The sequence below is a fragment of the Streptomyces sp. NPDC002669 genome, assembly GCF_042889165.1.
Classification (GTDB): domain Bacteria; phylum Actinomycetota; class Actinomycetes; order Streptomycetales; family Streptomycetaceae; genus Streptomyces.
Genome location: NZ_JBIAQQ010000020.1, coordinates 1 through 19,715 on the forward strand (window position 1 = coordinate 1; position 19,715 = coordinate 19,715).

At 67.5% G+C, this 19,715-nt stretch carries 17 protein-coding genes; 9 read left to right on the forward strand and 8 right to left on the reverse strand.

What is annotated here, in order from left to right:
- Positions 1–269 precede the first annotated feature (269 nt).
- From ACFYW1_RS26320 to ACFYW1_RS26330, 3 genes are read left to right on the forward strand one after another with little or no spacing between them, the layout of a single operon-like run.
- A complete protein-coding gene (locus ACFYW1_RS26320) occupies positions 270–1,358 on the forward strand; it encodes a dsDNA nuclease domain-containing protein (protein WP_388998028.1) in 1,089 nt (362 codons plus the stop codon).
- Complete coding sequence (locus tag ACFYW1_RS26325) at positions 1,348–1,926, forward strand: hypothetical protein (RefSeq protein WP_388998031.1); 579 nt, start codon at positions 1,348–1,350, stop codon at positions 1,924–1,926. The genes ACFYW1_RS26320 and ACFYW1_RS26325 overlap by 11 nt, the downstream gene beginning before the upstream one ends.
- Positions 1,923–3,842: a hypothetical protein gene (locus tag ACFYW1_RS26330; protein WP_388998034.1), complete on the forward strand. Its 1,920-nt coding sequence runs from the start codon at positions 1,923–1,925 to the stop codon at positions 3,840–3,842. Before ACFYW1_RS26325 ends, ACFYW1_RS26330 begins: the two co-directional genes overlap by 4 nt.
- Positions 3,843–4,155: 313 nt before the next feature.
- Here the strand turns inward: ACFYW1_RS26330 and ACFYW1_RS26335 are convergent, their stop codons facing one another.
- Positions 4,156–7,248: a Tn3 family transposase gene (locus tag ACFYW1_RS26335; RefSeq protein WP_388998037.1), complete on the reverse strand. Its 3,093-nt coding sequence runs from the start codon at positions 7,246–7,248 to the stop codon at positions 4,156–4,158.
- Positions 7,249–7,445: 197 nt separating this feature from the next.
- Between ACFYW1_RS26335 and ACFYW1_RS26340 the strand changes: the two genes are divergently transcribed.
- The 4 genes from ACFYW1_RS26340 to ACFYW1_RS26355 are packed head-to-tail and all read left to right on the forward strand — an operon-like array spanning position 7,446 to position 9,861.
- A complete protein-coding gene (locus tag ACFYW1_RS26340; RefSeq protein WP_388998040.1) occupies positions 7,446–8,351 on the forward strand; it encodes a hypothetical protein in 906 nt (301 codons plus the stop codon).
- A gap of 6 nt (positions 8,352–8,357) precedes the next feature.
- On the forward strand, positions 8,358–9,080 hold the full coding sequence (locus tag ACFYW1_RS26345; protein WP_388998043.1) for a hypothetical protein: 723 nt from the start codon (positions 8,358–8,360) through the stop codon (positions 9,078–9,080).
- The gene (locus ACFYW1_RS26350) at positions 9,077–9,550 is read left to right on the forward strand and encodes a hypothetical protein (RefSeq protein ID WP_388998046.1); all 474 of its coding nucleotides are present in this window, start codon (positions 9,077–9,079) and stop codon (positions 9,548–9,550) included. Before ACFYW1_RS26345 ends, ACFYW1_RS26350 begins: the two co-directional genes overlap by 4 nt.
- Entirely contained in the window at positions 9,547–9,861 is a 315-nt protein-coding gene (locus ACFYW1_RS26355) for a hypothetical protein (RefSeq protein ID WP_388998049.1), read from the forward strand. The genes ACFYW1_RS26350 and ACFYW1_RS26355 overlap by 4 nt, the downstream gene beginning before the upstream one ends.
- Before the next feature lie 506 nt (positions 9,862–10,367).
- Here ACFYW1_RS26355 and ACFYW1_RS26360 read toward each other — a convergent pair.
- The 4 genes from ACFYW1_RS26360 to ACFYW1_RS26375 all read right to left on the reverse strand — a co-directional run bounded on the left by ACFYW1_RS26360 (position 10,368) and on the right by ACFYW1_RS26375 (position 15,962).
- Positions 10,368–11,696, reverse strand: coding sequence for a class I SAM-dependent RNA methyltransferase (locus ACFYW1_RS26360; RefSeq protein WP_388998052.1), 1,329 nt, complete (start codon positions 11,694–11,696; stop codon positions 10,368–10,370).
- 154 nt (positions 11,697–11,850) lie between these two features.
- Entirely contained in the window at positions 11,851–13,899 is a 2,049-nt protein-coding gene (locus tag ACFYW1_RS26365) for an APC family permease (RefSeq protein WP_388998055.1), read from the reverse strand.
- A 185-nt stretch (positions 13,900–14,084) separates the two neighbouring features.
- On the reverse strand, positions 14,085–15,164 hold the full coding sequence (locus tag ACFYW1_RS26370) for a 1-aminocyclopropane-1-carboxylate deaminase (protein ID WP_388998058.1): 1,080 nt from the start codon (positions 15,162–15,164) through the stop codon (positions 14,085–14,087).
- 99 nt (positions 15,165–15,263) lie between these two features.
- Positions 15,264–15,962: a GntR family transcriptional regulator gene (locus ACFYW1_RS26375; RefSeq protein ID WP_388998061.1), complete on the reverse strand. Its 699-nt coding sequence runs from the start codon at positions 15,960–15,962 to the stop codon at positions 15,264–15,266.
- Positions 15,963–16,219: 257 nt separating this feature from the next.
- Between ACFYW1_RS26375 and ACFYW1_RS26380 the strand changes: the two genes are divergently transcribed.
- Positions 16,220–16,888 carry a TrkA family potassium uptake protein gene (locus tag ACFYW1_RS26380; RefSeq protein ID WP_124721011.1) on the forward strand — a complete coding sequence of 223 codons (669 nt, stop codon included), beginning with the start codon at positions 16,220–16,222 and terminating at the stop codon, positions 16,886–16,888.
- Entirely contained in the window at positions 16,888–17,568 is a 681-nt protein-coding gene (locus tag ACFYW1_RS26385; protein WP_388998065.1) for a potassium channel family protein, read from the forward strand. The genes ACFYW1_RS26380 and ACFYW1_RS26385 overlap by 1 nt, the downstream gene beginning before the upstream one ends.
- Before the next feature lie 91 nt (positions 17,569–17,659).
- Here ACFYW1_RS26385 and ACFYW1_RS26390 read toward each other — a convergent pair whose 3' ends face one another.
- The 3 genes from ACFYW1_RS26390 to ACFYW1_RS26400 form a co-directional block, all read right to left on the reverse strand.
- Positions 17,660–18,448, reverse strand: a complete 789-nt coding sequence (locus ACFYW1_RS26390) for a DUF3159 domain-containing protein (protein WP_388998068.1) — start codon at positions 18,446–18,448, stop codon at positions 17,660–17,662.
- Between the two features lie 3 nt (positions 18,449–18,451).
- On the reverse strand, positions 18,452–18,868 hold the full coding sequence (locus ACFYW1_RS26395; protein WP_187438874.1) for an OB-fold nucleic acid binding domain-containing protein: 417 nt from the start codon (positions 18,866–18,868) through the stop codon (positions 18,452–18,454).
- A gap of 119 nt (positions 18,869–18,987) precedes the next feature.
- The gene (locus ACFYW1_RS26400) at positions 18,988–19,680 is read right to left on the reverse strand and encodes a response regulator (RefSeq protein WP_388998071.1); all 693 of its coding nucleotides are present in this window, start codon (positions 19,678–19,680) and stop codon (positions 18,988–18,990) included.
- Positions 19,681–19,715 lie beyond the last annotated feature (35 nt).

Below are 19,715 nucleotides of genomic sequence, written 5' to 3' on the forward strand. Positions count from 1 at the left end.
CATCAGGCACAAGATCAGCAGACACCCAGCAGATCCTGCCGACACAACACTCAACTGCCAAGCCAACACACCGATCTCATTCTGAAATGATCAGTAAACCCCGCTGTCACCCAACCCTGCAGCAGTCCCTTCTACACGACCGTTGCTGTTCTGGGTGACACGGTGATCTACTGCATGCTCCGAAGTGGCTTTGGGGGGAACTGTGCGTGCAGGCCATTTTGCCGTGAATCGAAGGTCCAGTGCCGTGGGCCAGTGCACACGAGGCGGCCGTGACTCTCGCGCCTGCTGACGGCGGTCGCCGGAGCAGGCGGGGGTTCGCATATCAGGATGCCGTCACGTTGTTGGACTGCCTGGACATGCTTGAGGGGCAGTGGACGGCGATCTCGTGGGAGGACCTGGAGGACATCCTGTGTCATCGAGACGGCGCACCTGTGTACCGGCAGGTCAAGACGATCGAGGAAGCCGGGACGCGCCACAGTATCGCCAACGTCTGCCGACCGGAGGAGAAGAAGGCCGCAGACAGCAGCTACCTGGGCAAGCTGTTTCTGGGCAAGCCGCTGCCGGACGGCACTCGGTTCACCTTCATCGTCAACGAGACGCCTCAGCGGGACCTTTATGAGTTTGTCGCGGAACGTGATCGTCCTCGCGGCCCTGTAAGCGCGTCCGCCCGCGCGGACATCGTCAGGAGACTCGTAGGGATACAACTGCCGGACAGCAGGGACATCGGGTGGTGTGTCGACCGTCTGGACGTTCTGGTGGAGGCGCGCACCATCGACCAGGTCGAGGCCGAGGCCATGACGAGACTGGCACCACTGGTGGAAGCATGCCTGGGCGAGAAGCCGCTGTACGAGGAAGTCGAGGAGGTCATGATCTGGCTGATCTCCCGGTACATAGCCCGCAGCGCACTTGAGCTGCGACCGAAAACCTTCACTGCGGACGAGTTCGGCCGCGCCCTGGACGACAGCGTGCGCAGAGCAACTGGGCGACGGCGAGACGGTTCCACCGAACTGTTGATGCAACTCAAGTTCAAGCTGCGGGCTGCCGAAATACCTGAGCCCGAGGCGGAAGCCCAGCACGATGCCATGCTCGCCTACCGACGGACCTACCGCGCCAGTGTCGGTACCCGGCGCCGCGCGTACGACAATTTGGCCGATCAGATCAACGCCATCTGCACACTCACGATGGCGAAGCGACGCGCCGGACGTCTCGACGCCGGCTCGGCGGCGTACTTCGAGACGCTGGTGGCGGTGAGCGAGCTGCCCGAGGTGACCAGCCGGCAGTTCACCCTCGCTGAGGCCCACGCAGTGCTTTCCGACATCACGGCACGCTGCCTGAACAGGTACGCCGATGCCTCATAAGATCGGCAGCAGCGCGGTGCCCCCGCCGTATCGCGCCTGGGACCCGGACGACTCCCCCGACTTTCACGCAACACGGCTGCTGCTGCTCATCTACCTCTGTGGTGAGGAGCCCGGTCCCTACATCGAGGGACGGACAAAGTTCGCCAAGCTTGATTTCTTCGTGCGCTACCCAGGATTCCTGGAGCGGGCCCACACCGCGATGCCGGAAGCCGTCGATACCGAAACCGCGTTTCTCGCCCCCGACTCGTCCGAGGTCGAGGCACCGATGATCCGCTACCGCTACGGGCCCTGGGACCAGCGCTACCGGCAGTTCCTCGCCTTCCTCGTTGCCAGGGACCTCGTGACCATCACAAGCCACCGGGTTGAACGAGTGAAACTCAAAGCCGCCGGCAAGAGGACCGCACAACGCCTCACCGAGGCGGCCCAGTTCCAGCCACTCGTGCGGCGCTGTCAGGCCATGCGAGGAAATCTGGCTGCGATGTCGGGTACTGACCTGAAGAACCTGATCTACGACCTGTTCCCAGACGAGGTCGGCAACGCGCCCTTCCGGCAGGAGATCCGGCCATGACAAAACCCGTGACCGCCCACCCCGACCGCGGGATCAGGATCGACTCCGTCAAACTCGTCCACAACACCGCAGAGATCGACGAGTACGCCTTCGGAACCGGCGGGCTAAACATCCTCAGCGGCCCACGCAACAGCTCCAAGACGACCACGCTGAAGATCATCGACTACTGCTTCGGCGACCGTGGCGGGATGATCGATGCTCTCGGCGCCGCCGTATCCGACGAGTACATCGAGGTCTCCACCGCGATACGGCTCAACGGCCACCCTCGCGTCCTGACCCGTCTCCTCCAGCACGGGCGCATGAACAAGGTGTACGTCGACGGAGACGAGCTGACCGACGCCGACTTCTCCGACTGGATCCTGCGCGAACTGGGCTGGCCCAACCTGCGCATACCCAAGGGCCTCCACCCGGCCACAGCCAGTGAACTGATGCCCCTTTCCTTCCGGAATCTGCTGCGCCACTTCTATCGCAACGAGGAATCCTGGACGACCTTCGCCAACAAGGAACAGGAATTCATCCGGCGCGGCGTCGTCAGCATGCTCCTCGGCTTCGCCCGCTCCCGCTACGACACCAAGGACTTCGCCGTCGCCCAGGCCAAGCGGCGCCTTGCCGTAGCCCAGACAGTAGAGCGCGACGTGCAGGACAGCACCTTGCAGGCCGTCACCGCCATCTCTGAACGGCTCGGCATCCCCATCGCCCGCGCCCTCGACCAAGTAGCGGCCGCACGGGAAGAGGTCACTTCCCAACTCGACGGGGTTCGCCAACGACGTCACGAACTGACGCAGGAAATCAACAGCCTCTTGCAGGGAACGTCTACTACCGAGACGGCAGCCGGATACGACTCGTCCCTGACGAGCTTGTACGAAGACATATCCAGGCGGCTGCAACTCGCAGTGGACGAAGTCGTCGCGCTCGAACAACTCGGCAGCGAACACGCCTACTCCGCCCAGACGGTCACCTCCGAGGTAACCCGCATGGAACGCCTCATCGCTTCCGTGGAGATCTTCGACGCCCTCCCCGTACGGCTATGCCCGGCGTGCGAGCAACGGGTCAACCCACACCGAGAGCACGACGAGAGCGCCTGCTACCTGTGCTTCCAACCGGTCAACGACGACCAGCGTCGCCGGCGGGCACAAGTGGAGATCCGGTCACTCAAGTCGGAACTCGCCGACCTCGAAGACGTCACCGCCCGCACTGCCGTCGATCTGCACACAGCCCGCGCCCGCCGAGCGGAGCTTCAAGAGGAACAGACACGACTCGCGCACCGCATCAATGAACAACGCGCCGCGCAGCTGGCGCCTTTCATGGCCACTCTCGAGAATCTGGCCGGCCAGATCGCCCAGCTCGAACAGAAGATGACAGCCTTTCCCGCTATCGAGGAAATCCTACAACGCCGCTTGGTAGCCAGTCAGGCCGTCACCGCTGCACAACAAGCCGTCGACGCGCTCGACCAAGAGCCAGCCACCGTTACCACGGCTTCGCTCACCTCTATCGAACGATGCGCCGTGTTCGCCGAGCGCATGAACGAATTTCTTCACCGCTACCGTGAACGTGGCTGGGTCAAGGGCGCCATCACCATCAATGACAGTGACCTCACCTTTTACGTCGGCACCCGCCCCTGGGATCAAGCCCTTGGGGCAGAGACAAAGGTGCTCTTCTTCTTGGCCTACAGCTACGCCACTCTCTTCCTGGCATCTGACCTCGACGAAGAAGCCGCTTTCCCCGGCCTGCTGCTCCTGGACAACCCATACCAGCAGGGCATCGGCAACACCGTGATCAACGACGTCCTGCGAGACCTGGCAAACGCTGCTCAGGCCACGGGCACCCAGGTCATCAGCACCCAGGCCGTTCCGGTACCGCGGGACCCGGCGAACACACACGTAATCCGCATGCCCACGGAGCATGAAGCGCCGTAGACAGACTTGCAGCAGTGTTGATGGCTTCGCGGTCGACCTGCCGGATACTTCCGGGTCCTGCGACGCCTCCGGCTGCGTTGACCGCGAGTTCCGGGCGCGATGCTCGGGCGTAGCCCTACGACGCCGAAAGTTACTGAACCGTGTGATAGGCCCCATCGGTGCAGCTCAGAGGGGATCCCTGGTTGCCGTGGTCGAACGCGCAAAGAAGAGAAAGCGCGGAGCGACCGAGAGGTGACGCATTCGCCGCTCCTCTGCCGTGTCGCTCGCGGACTGGTGACGCCGTGCTGCGGGAGACATGCAGACCCGCCGCAGGTCAGTTGGCGCCAAGGTTGTCGTCCGTCACGTCGTAAGGGCCTTCGTCCAGGTCTTCGACGGCCCGCATGGAGCTGTCGGAAAGTTCGGGCATCTCGAAGGCGTATCGGCCCTTCATGTGGATGTGCCGATAGAGGAAGGGGGACAAGCTCCTGACGACTTCGTCGGGAACGGGCCGCAGGTGGCTGGCCTTCTTCTGAAGAAACAGGTCGATGTAGGCGGTGTTGAAGAGCACCACCATGTTGACGATCAGTCCGAGTGCGCTGAGTTGTTCCTCCATGCCGGTCTGGTAGCGGTGGATGCGGTCTTCGGTACCGTGATAGATCTTCGCGGCCAGCTCGTGGCGTTGGGCGTGGCGGAGGCTCTGTGTTTCGATCTGACGGCGGTAGTTAGGGTTGTCCATGAGATCCAGGATGTGTGCGGTCTTGAAGATCTTCCCGTAGTGGGCGAGCGCCTTACCCAAGGGGGTGGGGGTGCCGTTGCGGACCACCATGCGGATCGCGTCCGCGGATCGCACACGACCGAGGTGGACAGCTCCGACGAGACGGAGCATGTCGTCCCAGTTTCGTTCGATGAGTGCAGAGTCGATCTTGTTGCGGGTGGCATGCTGCAGGGGGCCATAGTCCTCGCCAGAGGCGGTGTCCATGCGAGCGAGGGTCATGCCGGTGACGTCGGCGGCTGTGGGGGTGTAGGTGTAGCCGGAGAGCGCGAGCAGGCCGAAGATGATCTCTTGGTGTGGCCCGGCCTCGGCGACGATCTTCCGTTGGCGGTTCTCATTTTGGGTGCTGGTGGCTTTGAGGGCGCTGGTGCGTCGGTCGTTGAGGACGTCGAGCACGTGCAGGCAGGTGTGGACGGATCCGGCAACGACCTTATCCGTGAGTCCCATGGCCTGATCCGACAGAAGAGTGAGGTGGGTGACGTGGGCGGTGCCGTGGGCAGACAGGCGCGCCTTGATGGCGGTCGGGGGCGCGACCATACGCTGGCCCTCTACGGATGCCATGTGGCCGCCGTCCCATGTGGCGGCAACAGAAAGCTGTGACTGCCGTGTCAGCAGGCGGTGGTTCAGTGTTTCCAGACGGTCCGGTCGCAGGAAGTTGTCGATGACGTAGGTGATGTGCCTTCGGTCCAGGGCAGGGAAGTTGCTGGCGACGGCCTCGACACCGACGTTGCAGCCGAGCGCGACCAGTGCGGCGGACAGAGTGATGTCAAAGTCGCGTTGGCGTGGGGTCGATCCGCCTGGTGTCGTGAACACCTCGGTGCCCTTGGTCCAGGTGAGGACTTCCAGAATGAGTTGGGGAAGGTCGCCCTTGGGCAACCAGCCCGCGAGTTCCGCGGTCACTTTGCGCAGCCTGGGATCTGGCGAAAGAGGTGCCGTGGACAGGACGAGCCGACCGCCGTCACCGACTTCGACCTGTCGGTCTTTCGGCAGGCGCTCTGCGATCGCATGGGTCTTGGTGTGGAGCTCGTGGCCCAGTCGCTTCAAGTGGGCGACCGCATCCAAGGGAAGCCCCAAGCTCTTGGCCACTGAGACCCGCAACGCCGCCCACTCTGCCGACGACGGCAGGCCCGCTTCCGGGTTACCCCACTTCGATGCCCCCTCGACAAAGATTTCACGCCGCAGGAGGCGAGAGTAGAACCTCTCCACCACGCAGAACGCGTAGGCGGCGGTGTCGACCGTATCGGGCGCCAGGTGCGGCGCGTAGAGCGCCAGCTCTTTCCAGGACCCGGTCAACAAGCGCTCATCGACCTCGGCGCGGCTGATCGCGGGTCGGGCAATCAGGTCCGTCAAAGACCACAGGGCGTCCAGCACATGTCTGGCTTCCTGTGTGCCGGACCGGTACGGCAGCCCTCCGACGATGTGTGGCAGGTAGGTCTTCAGGAGATCGATCCGTTTGATCATTTTGGCGCGGCGAGCCTCCTCTGAGTCCGATCCCGCCGCGGGGGCCAGCTCGCCGGCCACCGTAACGGCTGCCTCGAACGCGGGCAGATCCTCGAGTTGGTCGAGGAATTCGCGCACCGTCAAGGTGTCTGCCGCAGGGGGGATGATCTCTCCCGTCGCAGTGTCAACCTGTTCGTGCCTCGCGTCGAGAAGGTCTTTGCCTACCTCCCTCATGACAGCGGCAGCATGGGCCAGGTCGGGGAAGATCGCGGAACGCTCCTTCTCGGTCTTGCGTCGCGCTCGTCCGATGAGGTCGTTGGCGATCAAGTGCACCAGCATGTCGACCGCGTCGTCCGCAGCAGTCTCGGTAAGGCGGCCCACTGCTGCGACGGTCGCGGCGCGCCGCTTCATCCTCTGCGTCTCTTGGTCTGCGGCGAACCGGGCGAGATGCGAAAGGCGTCGCGGGGAGAAGGCCCGGGTGTCGACGGGCTGCAGTTCTAGAGAGAGGACTTCGTTGTTCCGCTCGATGGCGCGCACGAGGTTCGCCCAGGCGGGCTTGCCGGGCCCTCGCTGCATCTCGGCCAGCGGCGACTTTCGTTCATCATCCGGGACTGCCGTCAGCCGATCGAGTTCGGACAGCTGGTCAGCGTACGGGGCCAAGAGCGCCTGCCACATACCTTGGTCGGCTTCCGCCCGTACCGATCGCACCAGGTCGGTGAGAGTGCGCTCGCCGGGCAGCTCGATACGTTGCTTCCGCAGCCAGTCAATTGCGCGCCGCAGGAGGGCCTTGACTCCTTCCTCCGTGAACGTGGCGCGGGACATCACCATGCTTTTCAGTGCGGCCTCGCCCTTGCTGTACGGCTTCCAGCCACATACCGACCTGATCTCCTGCGCATGCCGCCGCGTCAGCCCGTCGTGCGCGCCGTACACGGACAAGACCGCCATGCCGTCGCTGATGTCGAGCTGGGTCGCCAGGTGCTCCACGACCGGTCGCGGCAGGGAAGCAATCTCCTGGGGTTTGGGGAGCCGGCCCAGGGACCGCAGGCAGGTGAGCTGGATGGCGAAGCCCAACCGGTTCTGCGGCCCGCGTTTCTTCAGGATCAGTTCGGTCTCGGCCTCGGTGAGGTCGAAGAGAGCCAGCAGGCCGTCTGGCAGGTCTCCTTCGGGAATTGACGGGTAATCCCGGCCCAGGGGAAAGCTCGGGCTCGTGCTCATCTTGTACGCCTCGCTGCAAATCCGACTACGACGACGTGCAGATTCGAGGCATACGGTGCTACCAGTCAAACGGCTGCCTCCCCGGTACGGCGCCTAACACACGGTTCTGCAATCTTCGTCGTCGAAGAGATTTCGCCTGGTCCGATCCGGGGATACGCCGCTCCTGCGGCAGCTGGGACCACCTACGGTCCTCGGCCATGGAGAACGTATGGATCAAGCCGGGCGGGATTACCGATCCCGGCTACACCGACGATCAGCTCAGACGCGCGAGAACTTTCGCCGAGACGGACCTCCGGGCCTCCCGGGCACAGCTGGCGGCTCGCTTCGGCCTCGGTGACGTCTGCGCCGAAATCACCGACGGGTCGCCTCCAGGCGCAAGCCTCGCCTTGGAGCAGCTGGCCCAGCAGCTCGGGTACGCGACAGAGACACTGGAGCGATACCTGCGGGTTACCCGCCTCGCGGGAACCGCACTGCGCGAACGTCTGCTCGCCTCTGCCGTCCAGGTCCCATGGAGGTGCGTGACCACCGCCTGCGTCACCGACTCCCAAGAGCGTTCCCGACGTGTCAGTTTGCTGCTGGAACGACTCGACAGCGCGGAACGGGCGGGATGGCCCATGGCTCTGGATGCGGCGCAGTACCGCAGGGCATTGAGCCTGGCGGCCGGAGCGGAACCGCCCGGCGAGATTGTTGCGCAGCTCGACCGAGAAGAGGTCCGGGAGGCGCTCCTGGCCGAGCTGACGAAGAGTCCGGCGGCGGTGCTGGCCGTGCTGCGGGAACCTGCAGTGCGGGAGGTCCTGAAGGACAAGGGCGTCGCCCGCTATGTCCGCGCACAGATGCGACCGGCTCCCAGCCCGGACGAAGCCCTGCTCGACGAGCTCATCGGCAGTGACGAACGCGACCCGCACGCCGACTGGACCATCCGCTACTTCGGCCTGGCCCACAAGGCCAGGGAAATCCTGCTGCTCGGTCCTGAGGACTTCGCGAACGTCAACGACCCCGAAGTGTGGGAGTCCGTCGAGTCCATCCGTGACTCGGTCACTTCCTGGGCCGACCGGGTCTTGCAACAGCGACCCCGTACCATCCGACTCCTGACAGGAAAGTAGAAATCCATGCCCAGCGCCGCAGGCCGCTATTCGAACACCGTGCGCGACGTCCTCGACCGTGAAGCCCTCCGCTGCATCCTCGCCGGCGGGAGCGAGAATGAGCAGTTTGCCCGGCTTCAGGGGATCGTCCGATCCAAGGTCAAGGTGCTGTCGGCCGAGTACCACGCGGTCTTCGACCGCGCGGTGAAGTCGATGTGCACCACGTCCTTCAACAAGGTCACCAAAGAGATCCGAATCGCTGCCATGGCCGGACCGCCCGGCCCAACGCCCACCGAACCGACCCTTCAGGGCCCCGGCTGCGGTGCCACCCCCACCGGCCCGGACGAGGCGAGCGTTCCCGGTCCACGCGCCGGAGTCACCGACGAAAGGGTCGTCGCGAAGGTCGTGCTCGGCGAGGGCGGCGAACTGACGGAGAAGACCGCCCGGCAACTCGTGTTGCAGGACCTCGACCGCATCATCGACGTTCTTCCCCCACTCGCCGAACGCGATTTCAGAGAGGCCGACCGGCTCGACCAGCAGGCCAAGGAGTCCACTCAAGGAGCAAAAAGGCACCGAGCCCGCGGAAACCGCATCATCGCCCTGGTTGAACGCTACGACCGCCTGATCGCCGGCATCGACAACCTCCCCGGCATCTTCACCGTCGCAGACCTGCTCACGGAAGTCGGGCCGCAGGCCCTCGGCCTGGACGAGGACGACGCCGAACTCCTCCGCTACGCAGGTGCCCTGTGACCGAGTCTGCCTGGCACAAGGAGATCAAGGGCTGGGGTGTGGCCACCGAGATTCCCCTCGGCAACCGCCGCGCCGACTGCCAACTACGCTGCGGCAAGCGGGCTGAGGTACAAGCCCGCCCGCTTCCCCCCGGCGAAGTCGCCGGCCGGGAAGCGCACGCCGACTTGTGGTTCCTGGATTGCCGTGCCGCTCACCGCTCGCGGCGCCTGATGGTCTGGAGCGACCCACAGTTCGGCACACTGTTACGCTGGGAGCGGGCCTGGCAGGGGTTCGCCATCTCCAAGCGCCCCATCTTCCTCAACCTTGAGTTCGATCTGCGAACCGGACAGGGCACCTTCCTGGAGGTGACCGGCTGGACCTTCGACGGATACCGTGCCACGGGCACCGGCCAGATCCACACCGCGGCTTCCCTCCAGTCATGGATGCGCTACGGTCTCCCGCTCGCGGGCCACCAGGCAGTGGCGCTATGACCCTCTACCTCCTCCTCCGCCAGCGACACCGCACCGTCACGATCGAACTCGACGGCCTCCTGCAACAGCTGCCCGCCGAGTACCACCCCACCGGTCCGCTGGTGGGACGCATAGTGACCACCCCGGCCTTCCACGCCCAGTGTGTGTTCGGCGAGTGTCCAGTGCCGGTAGCCATGCCCCTACACCGCCCCACCGCTCGCACCGACCCACGGCTGATCGTCGTAGACGACCTGTCCGAGGAGTGGGTCATGGGCTTCCGAGTCCACTACCAGCAACAGCTTTACCGCATCACCGGCTTCTACCCGCGATAGTCCGCACCGCCGTCGCAAACCCCGGCACAACGGAATGCCACACGCTCTGGAGCGCATCCTCAGCACCGGCCTCGCCACTTCGCCCATGCGCATTGCGTGCTACGTGCGCGCCCTGACGCACGTTGGTCCGTCAGGGCGTCGCGCAGCATCCGTCAGCAGTGGGAGCCCTCTGGGACTTCCGATCCCGTCAACCTGACGAACATGAAACAGCTGAATGGCCATTCGCATAGGTCAGCAGCCACCAGCCACTCATCGCGGCAGGTCACCGCGCTGGCTGGTCTCTTCCGCGACATCTGATCTGCAGGACCCGGCGACTCTGGATTGAGCGTCACCAGCCCTTGGCGTTGCATCGTCACTCGCAGGCTTGACGCCGCCTGACCTGCCCAACGTGCTCCTGACAACCCATCAGAACGAGCGTCAAATGAGCGTCACGAGCGTCATTTCAGCGTCAAGATATCGCCCGTAACGCCCACACCGCACATAATGCGCACACGCAAAACCGCAGGTCAGGAGCCCTTCGCGACCGGCTCCAGGATGGCAACGCACTCCACATGGTGCGTCATCGGGAACAGGTCGAACGCCCGCAGGGTCCGTACCCGGTAGCCGCCGTCCCGGAAGTACGCCAGGTCGCGGGCCAGGGCGGCCGGGTCGCAGGCCACGTAGGCGATGCGGCGGGCTCCGAGGGAGGCCAGGTGCTTGACCGTGGCCTTGCCGGCGCCCGCGCGGGGCGGGTCGAGGACGATCAGGTCGCATTCGGTGATGCCCGTGCGCGGGAGGACCTGGTCGACCTTGCCGTGTTCGATGCGGACCCGGTCCAGGTCCTTCAGGTTGTGCCGGGCGTCCTCGACGGCGCGCTTGCCGGATTCGATGCCGAGGACTGCGCCCTTCTCGCCGATGCGCTGGCCGATGGCGCCGGCGAACAGGCCGACGCCGCAGTACAGGTCGAGGGCGGTGTCGTTCTTGCGGGGCAGCAGGCCCTGCATGACGGCGCGGACGAGGGTGTCGGCGGCCTGCGGGTGGACCTGCCAGAAGCCGCCGGAGCCGACCCGGTAGGTGCGGTCGTCGGCGCGTTCGCGGACGAAGGCACGGCCGTGCACCCGGTGGACGCCGCCGTCGCGTTCGTCGACGCGCATCACGGAGACCGGCTTGTCCAGCTCGACGAGCGGGAGGCGGGCGCCCGGGCGCGGGGTGAGGATGACCTGGCGGTCGTGGGAGCCGGTGGCGGCGATGGCCTCCACCGAGGCCATTCCCGGCCAGTCCCGCTTCTCGACGCCGAGCTCCGTGACGCCGGGGGCCGCGATCAGGCAGCGGTCGACGGGCTCCACGTCGTGGGAGCGGTGCTTGCGCAGGCCGGCCCGGCCGTCCTCGTCGACGGCGTACTGGACGCGGGTGCGCCAGGCCGGTACCTCGCCCGCCGGGAGCTTGTCGCCCTCGGCCGGCATGACGGTGCCGTCCCAGCCCGCCTCCTCGGGGGTGAGGCCCGCGAGGCGCTGGAGCTGTTCGGCGATGACCTCGCCCTTGAGGCGGCGCTGGGCGCCCGGCTTGGCGTGCTGCCAGTCGCAGCCGCCGCACTTGCCGGGACCGGCGTACGGGCAGGGCGCCTCGACCCGGTCCTTGGACGCCTCGACGATCCGGACCGCGTCGGCGCGCAGGAAGCGGGAGTCGCTCTCGCCCTCGGTGACCCTGGCGACGACCTTCTCGCCGGGGAGCGTGTGCCGTACGAACAGGACCCGGCCCTCGGAGGTACGGGCGATGCAGTGCCCGCCGTGTGCGACGGGGCCGACCTCGACCTCGTACTCCTCCCCGACCAGCGACGACGTGGGTTCGTTCTGCATGAGGGGGTGGCTCCAGAGCTCAAGAGGAAACGGCGGGGGGAAACGACGGGGCGGGACGGCGAAGAGGAACGGCCGGACAACAACCTACGATTCTACGTGGGTGTCGTCCGGCCGTTTACCACGAGCGGAACACGCGTGGGGCGGGGAGGAGCGGTCAGACCTTGCTGCCGGGTTCCTTGGGCCTGCGCTCCACGGGACCGCGGCGCACCGAGCCCGGCGCGTTCCACTCGGCGCGCTTCCTGGCGCGCTTCTTGGCCGCCTCGGAGGACTCCAGCTGGTACGGCACGGAGGTCACCATCACGCCCGGGGTGAACAGCAGCCGCCCCTTGAGGCGCAGGGCGCTCTGGTTGTGCAGGAGGTGCTCGTACCAGTGGCCGACCACGTACTCCGGGATGTACACGCTCACGACGTCGCGCGGGCTCTCCCGGCGCAGGCCCTTCACGTAGTCGATGACCGGGCGGGTCACCTCGCGGTACGGGGAGTCGAGGATCTTCAGCGGGATGTCGATGCCGCGCCGCTCCCAGTCGTCCTTGAGCGCCTTGGTCTCGGACGGGTCGACGCTGATGGAGAGCGCCTCCAGCCGGTCGGAGCGGATCAGCTTGGCGTAGGCGAGGGCACGCAGCGTGGGCCGGTGGAGCTTGGAGACCAGGACGATCGAGTGGACCCGGGAGGGCCGGATCGTCTCGTCGGACGGGGTCTCGTCGGCGGCGATCTCCTCGGCGACCCGGTCGTAGTGCCGGCGGATCGCGGTCATCGTCCCGTAGAAGATCACCATGCCGAGCAGGGCGACCCAGGCGCCGTGGGTGAACTTGGTGGCGAGCACGACGACGAGGACCAGGCCGGTGAAGAACGCCCCGAAGGTGTTGATCGCACGGGAGCGCATCATGTGGCGGCGCTTGGCCGGGTCCTTCTCCGTCGCCAGGTGGCGGTTCCAGTGCCGGACCATGCCGGTCTGGCTGAGGGTGAAGGAGACGAACACGCCGACGATGTAGAGCTGGATGAGGCGGGTGGAGTCCGCTCCGTAGACCCAGGTCAGCAGGATCGCCGCGCCGGCCAGCAGCACGATGCCGTTGGAGAAGGCGAGCCGGTCGCCGCGGGTGTGGAGCTGCCGGGGCAGGTAGCGGTCCTGCGCGAGGATCGAGCCGAGCAGCGGGAAGCCGTTGTACGCGGTGTTGGCGGCCAGGAAGAGGACGAGTGCGGTGGCGGCCGCGAGGGCGACGAAGAGGAACGTGCCCTCGCCGAAGACGGCGGCCGCGACCTGCGAGATCACCGGGTCCTGGACGAAGCTCGCACCGACCGGGACGCCGTGGTCGATCAGGTCCTTGGCCGGGTTCTCCGCCATCTTCACGTCGGTGGCCATGGCCAGGCCGATGATGCCGCAGAACATGGTGACGGCCAGCAGGCCCATCATCGCGAGGGTGGTGGCGGCGTTCTTGCTCTTCGGCTTGCGGAAGGCGGGCACGCCGTTGCTGATCGCCTCGACGCCGGTGAGGGCGGCACAGCCGGAGGAGAAGGCCCGCAGCAGCAGGAAGACCAGCGCGAAGCCGGCCAGCCCCTGGTGCTCCGGCCTGATCTCGTAGCCCGAGGTCGGGGCGTGCATGGTGTCGTCGAGGACCAGGCCCCGGAACGCGCCCCAGGCGATCATGATGAAGACGCCGGCCACGAAGAGGTACGTGGGGATGGCGAAGAGCTTGCCGGACTCCTTGACGCCGCGCAGGTTCATCAGCGTCAGCAGCACGATGGCCGCGATCGCGCACATCGTCTTGTGCTCGACGACGAACGGGATCGCCGACCCGAGGTTCTCCACCCCGGAGGAGATCGACACGGCGACGGTCAGCACGTAGTCGACCAGCAGCGCGCTGGCCACGGTCAGGCCGGCCTTGGGGCCGAGGTTGGTGGTGGCGACCTCGTAGTCGCCACCACCGCTCGGGTAGGCGTGCACGTTCTGCCGGTACGAGGCGACGACCGTGAACATCAGCACCACGACGGCGAGCGCGATCCAGGGGCTGAAGCTGTAGGCCGACACGCCCGCGATGGAGAGCACCAGGAGGACTTCTCCGGGCGCGTACGCCACCGAGGACAGCGGGTCGGACGCGAAGACGGGGAGTGCGATGCGCTTGGGGAGGAGCGTTTCTCCCAGCTTGTCGCTGCGCAGCGCCCGCCCGATCAGGATCCGTTTGGGCACGTCGGTCAGTTTGGACACGCTGAGGATCGTAAGCGTTCCGTATGGGCCTCACGGGACCTGTCGGGCGCGTGGCCTCGCAATCTCCTGCGCTCGGCGGAAGGAGCCGCGAAATCCTTAACGAAATCCTTGCGCCCGGGGCAGGCCCCGGGCAACCGAACCCTTTGAGCCGTTACACCCGGAATCCGCCGGGGACGGCCCCGCGCTCAGGCATCCGCGAACAGGGCGCTGTAGCCGTTGAGCGCGGGCTGGCCGCCGAGGTGGGCGTAGAGGACGGTGGAATCGCGGGCGATCTCGCCGCGCGCCACCAGGTCGACGGTGCCGGCCATCGACTTCCCCTCGTACACCGGGTCGGTGACCATGCCCTCGGTGCGGGCGGCCAGGCGCATCGCGTCGAGGGTGGTGTCGTCGGGGATGCCGTACGTGCCCGCGTGGTAGCGCTCGTCCAGTTCGACGTCCTCGACGGTGATCTCCCGGCGCACCCCGATGAGCCGGGCGGTGCCGGCCGCGATCCGGGCGATCTGCTCGCGGGTACGAGTGGGTTCGGCGGAGGCGTCGATGCCCAGGACGCGCCGCGGACGGCCGCCCGCCTCCTCGATCGCGGCGAAGCCCGCGACCATGCCGGCCTGGGTGGAGCCGGTCACCGAGCAGACCACCACCGTGTCGAAGAAGACGCCGAGCGCGCGCTCCTGCTCGGCGACCTCGTACGCCCAGTTGGCGAAGCCGAGCCCGCCCAGGGGGTGGTCGGAGGCGCCCGCGGGGATGGCGTACGGCCGGCCGCCACCCTCCTCGACCTCGCACAGCGCCCGTTCCCAGCTCTCCTTGACGCCGATGCCGAACCCGGCGCGCACCAGCCGGACGTCGGCGCCGGCGAGACGGCTGATGAGGATGTTGCCCACCTTGTCGTAGACGGCGTCGGGCCACTCGACCCAGCTCTCCTGGATCAGTACGCACTTGAGGCCGGCGCGGGCGGCGACCGCCGCGACCTGGCGCGTGTGGTTGGACTGGACGCCGCCGATGGAGACGAGGGTGTCGCAGCCCTTGGCCAGGGCGTCGGCCACGAGGTATTCGAGCTTGCGGGTCTTGTTGCCGCCGTAGGCGATGCCGGAGTTGCAGTCCTCCCGCTTGGCCCAGACCGCGGCGCCGCCGAGGTGGTCGGTGAGCCGGTCGAGACGGTGCACCGGCGAGGGACCGAAGAGCAGGGGGTAGCGGTCGTACGAGGAGAGGGAGGCGGATGCGGGCTCGGGTGTGGACGTGGGCGCGGGGGTGGGCGATGCGGCGTTCACGGGGCTCCCTTGGTCGGGGTGGGTGAGCTGCGGGGACGGGGGCGCGGGCGGTGTGGCGTCGGGGCGTTCGGGCCGGAGCCGGCCGGGCCGTTCGGACAATCAGGTCTGTTCGGCGGGTTCGGCCGGCTCGGCGGGTGCGGCGGGTGCGGCGGGTTCGTCGGCGAGTTCTTCCAGCGCACGCCAGATCTCGGCCGTGATCCGGGCCGCGGCCTCGGCGTCCCGTTCGGCGCACGCCTCGATCAGCCGGTCGTGCAGTTCGGCCGAGCCGTGCGCCGCGCTCGCCGTGCCGAACTGCCGCCACTCCAGACGTCGGATCAAGGGGGTGTACCGCTCGACGGTGGCGGCCACGGCGCGGTTGTCGCAGGCGGTGACCAGGACCTCGTGGAGCCGGTCGTCGGCGCGCAGCGCCTCGGCGACGTCACCGCGCCCGGTCGCGTCCCGGAAGCGGTCGTTGGCCTCGCGCATCGCGGTGACGTCCGCGTCCGTGAGACGGGGCACCGCGGTCCTGGCGGCCAGTTCCTGCATGGCCCGTACGACCGCCGCCGCGTCCCGGACGTCGCGCGGCACCAGCCGGGTCACCCGGGTGTAGCTCTGCGGCTTGGACTCGACGAGGCCCTCGCCGGAGAGCCTGGACAGCGCGTCGCGGACCGGGGCCCGGGAGAGGCCGAGGCGTTCGGCGAGATCCGCGTCGCGGACGGGGGCGCCGGGCGGGATGTCGCCGCGGACGATGGCGTCGCGGATCGCCTCGTACGCGGTGTCCCGCAGCAGGGTCCGTCGGACGGGTCGCAGAGTCTCCATGAACTGACATGTTAGATGTCTGTTCGGGTCGCGCTCAAGACCCCGCCCCATGCGGAAAGCCCTTCGTGTCCGGGGCCCCGGCTCCCGCGCGGCGAAAGCGCACTCGGATGAGGTCTCGCACTCCGGGCCGCATAAGCTCATCCTGGGCAACGGGACGAACCGTTGCCCCGTTGTTTGCCCGGCAAGCTGAGAAAGAAGTGTGAGCAGGGTGTTTTCGCAGGTCAGCCGGACGACCAGGAGTGCGAGGTAGGCGCAAGGTGCACATCGTCATCATGGGCTGCGGGCGAGTAGGAGCCGCTCTCGCGCAGACCCTGGAACAGCAGGGGCACACGGTCGCCGTCGTCGACCAGGACCCCACGGCGTTCCGCCGCCTCGGATCCGGGTTCGGCGGACGACGCGTCACGGGTGTCGGCTTCGACCAGGACACCCTCCGCGAGGCGGGTATCGAGGAGGCCGGTGCGTTCGCCGCGGTGAGCAGCGGCGACAACTCGAACATCATCGCCGCCCGGGTGGCCCGCGAGATGTTCGGCATCGAGAACGTCGCGGCGCGGATCTACGACCCCCGGCGCGCCGAGGTCTACCAGCGGCTGGGCATCCCCACGGTCGCCACCGTGCGCTGGACCGCCGACCAGATGCTGCGCAGGCTGCTGCCGTCGGGCGCCGAGCCGCTGTGGCGGGACCCGAGCGGCGGTGTGCAGCTCGCGGAGGTGCACACCACGCCGTCCTGGATCGGCCACAAGATCAGCACGCTCCAGGAGGAGACGGGCGTCCGCGTCGCGTTCCTCACCCGGCTGGGCGAGGCCATCCTGCCCACCTCGCAGACGGTTCTGCAGGAGGGCGACCTGGTCCACGTGATGATGCGTACGGACGAGATCGCGAAGGTCGAGGCGGCCTTCGCCGAGGGTCCTGAGGAGGGCGGTCACTGATGCGTGTCGCGATTGCCGGGGCCGGTGCGGTGGGGCGTTCCATCGCGGGCGAGCTGCTGGAGAACGGGCACGAGGTGCTGCTCGTCGACAAGGCGCCGACCGCCATCTCGGTGGAGCGGGTGCCGATGGCCGAGTGGCTGCTGGCCGACGCCTGCGAGATCACCTCGCTCGACGAGGCGGCGTTGCAGCGCTGCAACGTCGTGATCGCCGCGACCGGGGACGACAAGGTGAACCTGGTCGTCTCGCTGCTCGCCAAGACCGAGTACGGCGTGCCGAGGGTGGTCGCCCGGGTCAACAACCCGAAGAACGAGTGGCTGTTCAACGAGGCATGGGGCGTCGACGTGGCGGTCTCCACGCCGCGGCTGATGTCGGCGCTGGTCGAGGAGGCGGTGAGCGTCGGCGATCTGGTCCGGCTGCTGCGCTTCAGCCACGGCGACGCCAACCTGGTCGAGCTGACGCTGCCGCCGGAGTCGGCGCTGGCAGGCACCCGGGTCGGTCAGGTGGCCTGGCCCGAGGACACCTCGCTGGTCACCATCATCCGCGGGCAGCGCGTGCTGACGCCGAGCACCGAGGAGACCCTGGAGGCCGGTGACGAGCTGCTGTTCGTGGCCGCGCAGGCGCGCGAGGAGCAGTTGGAGGACCTGCTGTCGGTGCGCCGGGGCGACGGTTCGGACGACTGACCGCGTACGACCGACGGGAGGGCCCGGACCGTGTGACACGGTCCGGGCCCTCCCGTCGGTCGTCGTGCGGGACGCGTGACGTCCCGGTGCCTCAGTACTCCCGGTACTCCCCGTCGCGGGCCGCGGCGGCCGCTGCCGCCTCTCGCTCCTTCTCGGCCTTGCGCTCCTTCTCGGCCCGCTCCTCGGCCTCCATCTCGGCGAAGACGTCGATGGGCGGCGGCGCCTTGGCAAGGAAGACCCAGGTCAGATAGACCGCGAGGAGGAACGGCGGGATCTTCAGGGCGACCAGGACCCAGCCGAACTGGGTCGTGTCGGCCCACCAGTACAGCGGGAAGAGGATCGCGCACTTGGCGAGCAGGATCAGTCCCCAGGCATAGCTGGCCTTGGCGTACGCCTTCTTGCGGCCGGGGTTCCTGGTCCGCCAGGAGAGGTTCTCCTTGAAGACCGGGCCCAGGATCAGGCCGATCAGCGGCACCCCGGCGAGGGTGGTGATCAGATAGGCGAGCGCCAGGCCGAGCGTGTAGAGCATGCCCGGCAGATAGAAGTCCTTGGCGTTGCCCGTCATCTTCGCGAAGGCCACGCCGAAGGCCACGCCGAAGACGCCGCTGAAGGCGTGCTTGACGGTGTCCTTGCGGATCAGCCGGACGACGACCAGGGCCAGGGAGACCGCCAGGGCCGCGACGGCCGAGGCGGTCAGATCCTTGTTGATCGTGAAGACGGTGACGAACAGCAGTCCGGGAACGACCGTCTCCACCATGCCCCGGACGCCGCCGAACGCCTCGAAGAGCGCGGCCTCCGTGACGGCCTTCGTATCGGCGTCCTGCGAGTCGGGGCGGGTGGTGGGGTCCGTGTCGGACGACGGCTTGTCGGAAGACGTCACCGGCTACTCCTTGCCGAGCGGTCGGAGTTCGTATTTGGGGTTGAACAGCACCCGGCGCCCGTGGCTCATGGCGATCCGGCCCGAGGCGATGAGCCTGCGGCCCGGTTCTATGCCCACGATGGAGCGCCGGCCCAGCCAGACGACGTCCAGCGGTGCGGTGCCGTCGAAGAGCTCCGCCTCCAGGGCGGGCACTCCGGCGCGCGGCCGCAGGGTGACGGTCCGCAAGGTACCAGTCACCTTCACGATCTGCCGGTCGGTGCATTCGGAGATCCGCGTGCAGCCCGAGGCCTGCGCGTCCTCCTGAAGCTCCTCGGACTCCAGGTCCTCCTGGGAGCTGGACAACCGGTCGAGCATCCGACGGAAGCGGCTCGACGGCTTGTCCGCCTTGCCCTGCTTCTCGGATCGGGGAACAGCACTCATACCCGAAGGGTACCGGTCCCGACTGCTCCGAGCGGGTGTCCCGGGTCTCACCCGACCGGGTGAGAAGCCCGGGTTCACCGCACGGCACGGAAGGGGCACGCGACGGGTCCGGCCCCGGGTCAGCCGCGCTCGAAGCGGTAGCCCATGCCCGGCTCGGTGACGAAGTGCCGGGGGTGCGAGGGGTCGGCCTCCAGCTTGCGCCTCAGCTGGGCCATGTAGACCCGCAGGTAGTTGGTCTCGGTGCCGTACGAGGGTCCCCAGACCTCCTGGAGCAGCTGCTTCTGGCTGACCAGCCGGCCGCTGTTGCGGACCAGGACCTCCAGCAGGTGCCATTCGGTGGGGGTGAGCCGCACGTCGCGTCCGTCGCGGTGGACCTTCTTCGCCGCGAGGTCGACGGTGAACCCCTCGGTCTCGACGAGCACCACGTCGTCGGAGCCCTGCTGTCCGACGGGTTCGGCCCGGCGCACGGAGGCGCGCAGCCGGGCGAGCAGCTCGTCCATGCCGAACGGCTTGGTGACGTAGTCGTCGGCGCCCGCGTCCAGGGCCTCGACCTTCTCGTCGGAGGTGTGGCGGGCGGAGAGCACCAGGATCGGCACCCTGGTCCAGCCGCGCAGCCCCTTGATCACCTCGACGCCGTCCATGTCGGGCAGTCCGAGGTCGAGGACGACGACGTCGGGGTGGCGGGTGGCGGCGAGCTGGAGGGCGGTCGCACCGTCGGGCGCCGCGTCCACCTCGTACTTGCGCGCCTTCAGGTTGATCACGAGGGCGCGTACGATCTGCGGCTCGTCGTCGACCACGAGCACCCGGGTCATGGGGGCCCTGCCTTTCTGCTGTACGGCGGTCTCCC

What these genes read in the sequence shown, in the direction of transcription:
- ACFYW1_RS26325 (WP_388998031.1), top strand. Translation starts at nt 1,348, where the DNA reads ATGCCTCATAAGATCGGCAGCAGCGCGGTGCCCCCGCCGTATCGCGCC.
- ACFYW1_RS26330 (WP_388998034.1), top strand. Translation starts at nt 1,923, where the DNA reads ATGACAAAACCCGTGACCGCCCACCCCGACCGCGGGATCAGGATCGAC.
- ACFYW1_RS26335 (WP_388998037.1), bottom strand. Translation starts at nt 7,248, where the DNA reads ATGAGCACGAGCCCGAGCTTTCCCCTGGGCCGGGATTACCCGTCAATT.
- ACFYW1_RS26340 (WP_388998040.1), top strand. Translation starts at nt 7,446, where the DNA reads ATGGAGAACGTATGGATCAAGCCGGGCGGGATTACCGATCCCGGCTAC.
- ACFYW1_RS26345 (WP_388998043.1), top strand. Translation starts at nt 8,358, where the DNA reads ATGCCCAGCGCCGCAGGCCGCTATTCGAACACCGTGCGCGACGTCCTC.
- ACFYW1_RS26355 (WP_388998049.1), top strand. Translation starts at nt 9,547, where the DNA reads ATGACCCTCTACCTCCTCCTCCGCCAGCGACACCGCACCGTCACGATC.
- ACFYW1_RS26360 (WP_388998052.1), bottom strand. Translation starts at nt 11,696, where the DNA reads ATGCAGAACGAACCCACGTCGTCGCTGGTCGGGGAGGAGTACGAGGTC.
- ACFYW1_RS26375 (WP_388998061.1), bottom strand. Translation starts at nt 15,962, where the DNA reads ATGGAGACTCTGCGACCCGTCCGACGGACCCTGCTGCGGGACACCGCG.
- ACFYW1_RS26385 (WP_388998065.1), top strand. Translation starts at nt 16,888, where the DNA reads ATGCGTGTCGCGATTGCCGGGGCCGGTGCGGTGGGGCGTTCCATCGCG.
- ACFYW1_RS26395 (WP_187438874.1), bottom strand. Translation starts at nt 18,868, where the DNA reads ATGAGTGCTGTTCCCCGATCCGAGAAGCAGGGCAAGGCGGACAAGCCG.
- ACFYW1_RS26400 (WP_388998071.1), bottom strand. Translation starts at nt 19,680, where the DNA reads ATGACCCGGGTGCTCGTGGTCGACGACGAGCCGCAGATCGTACGCGCC.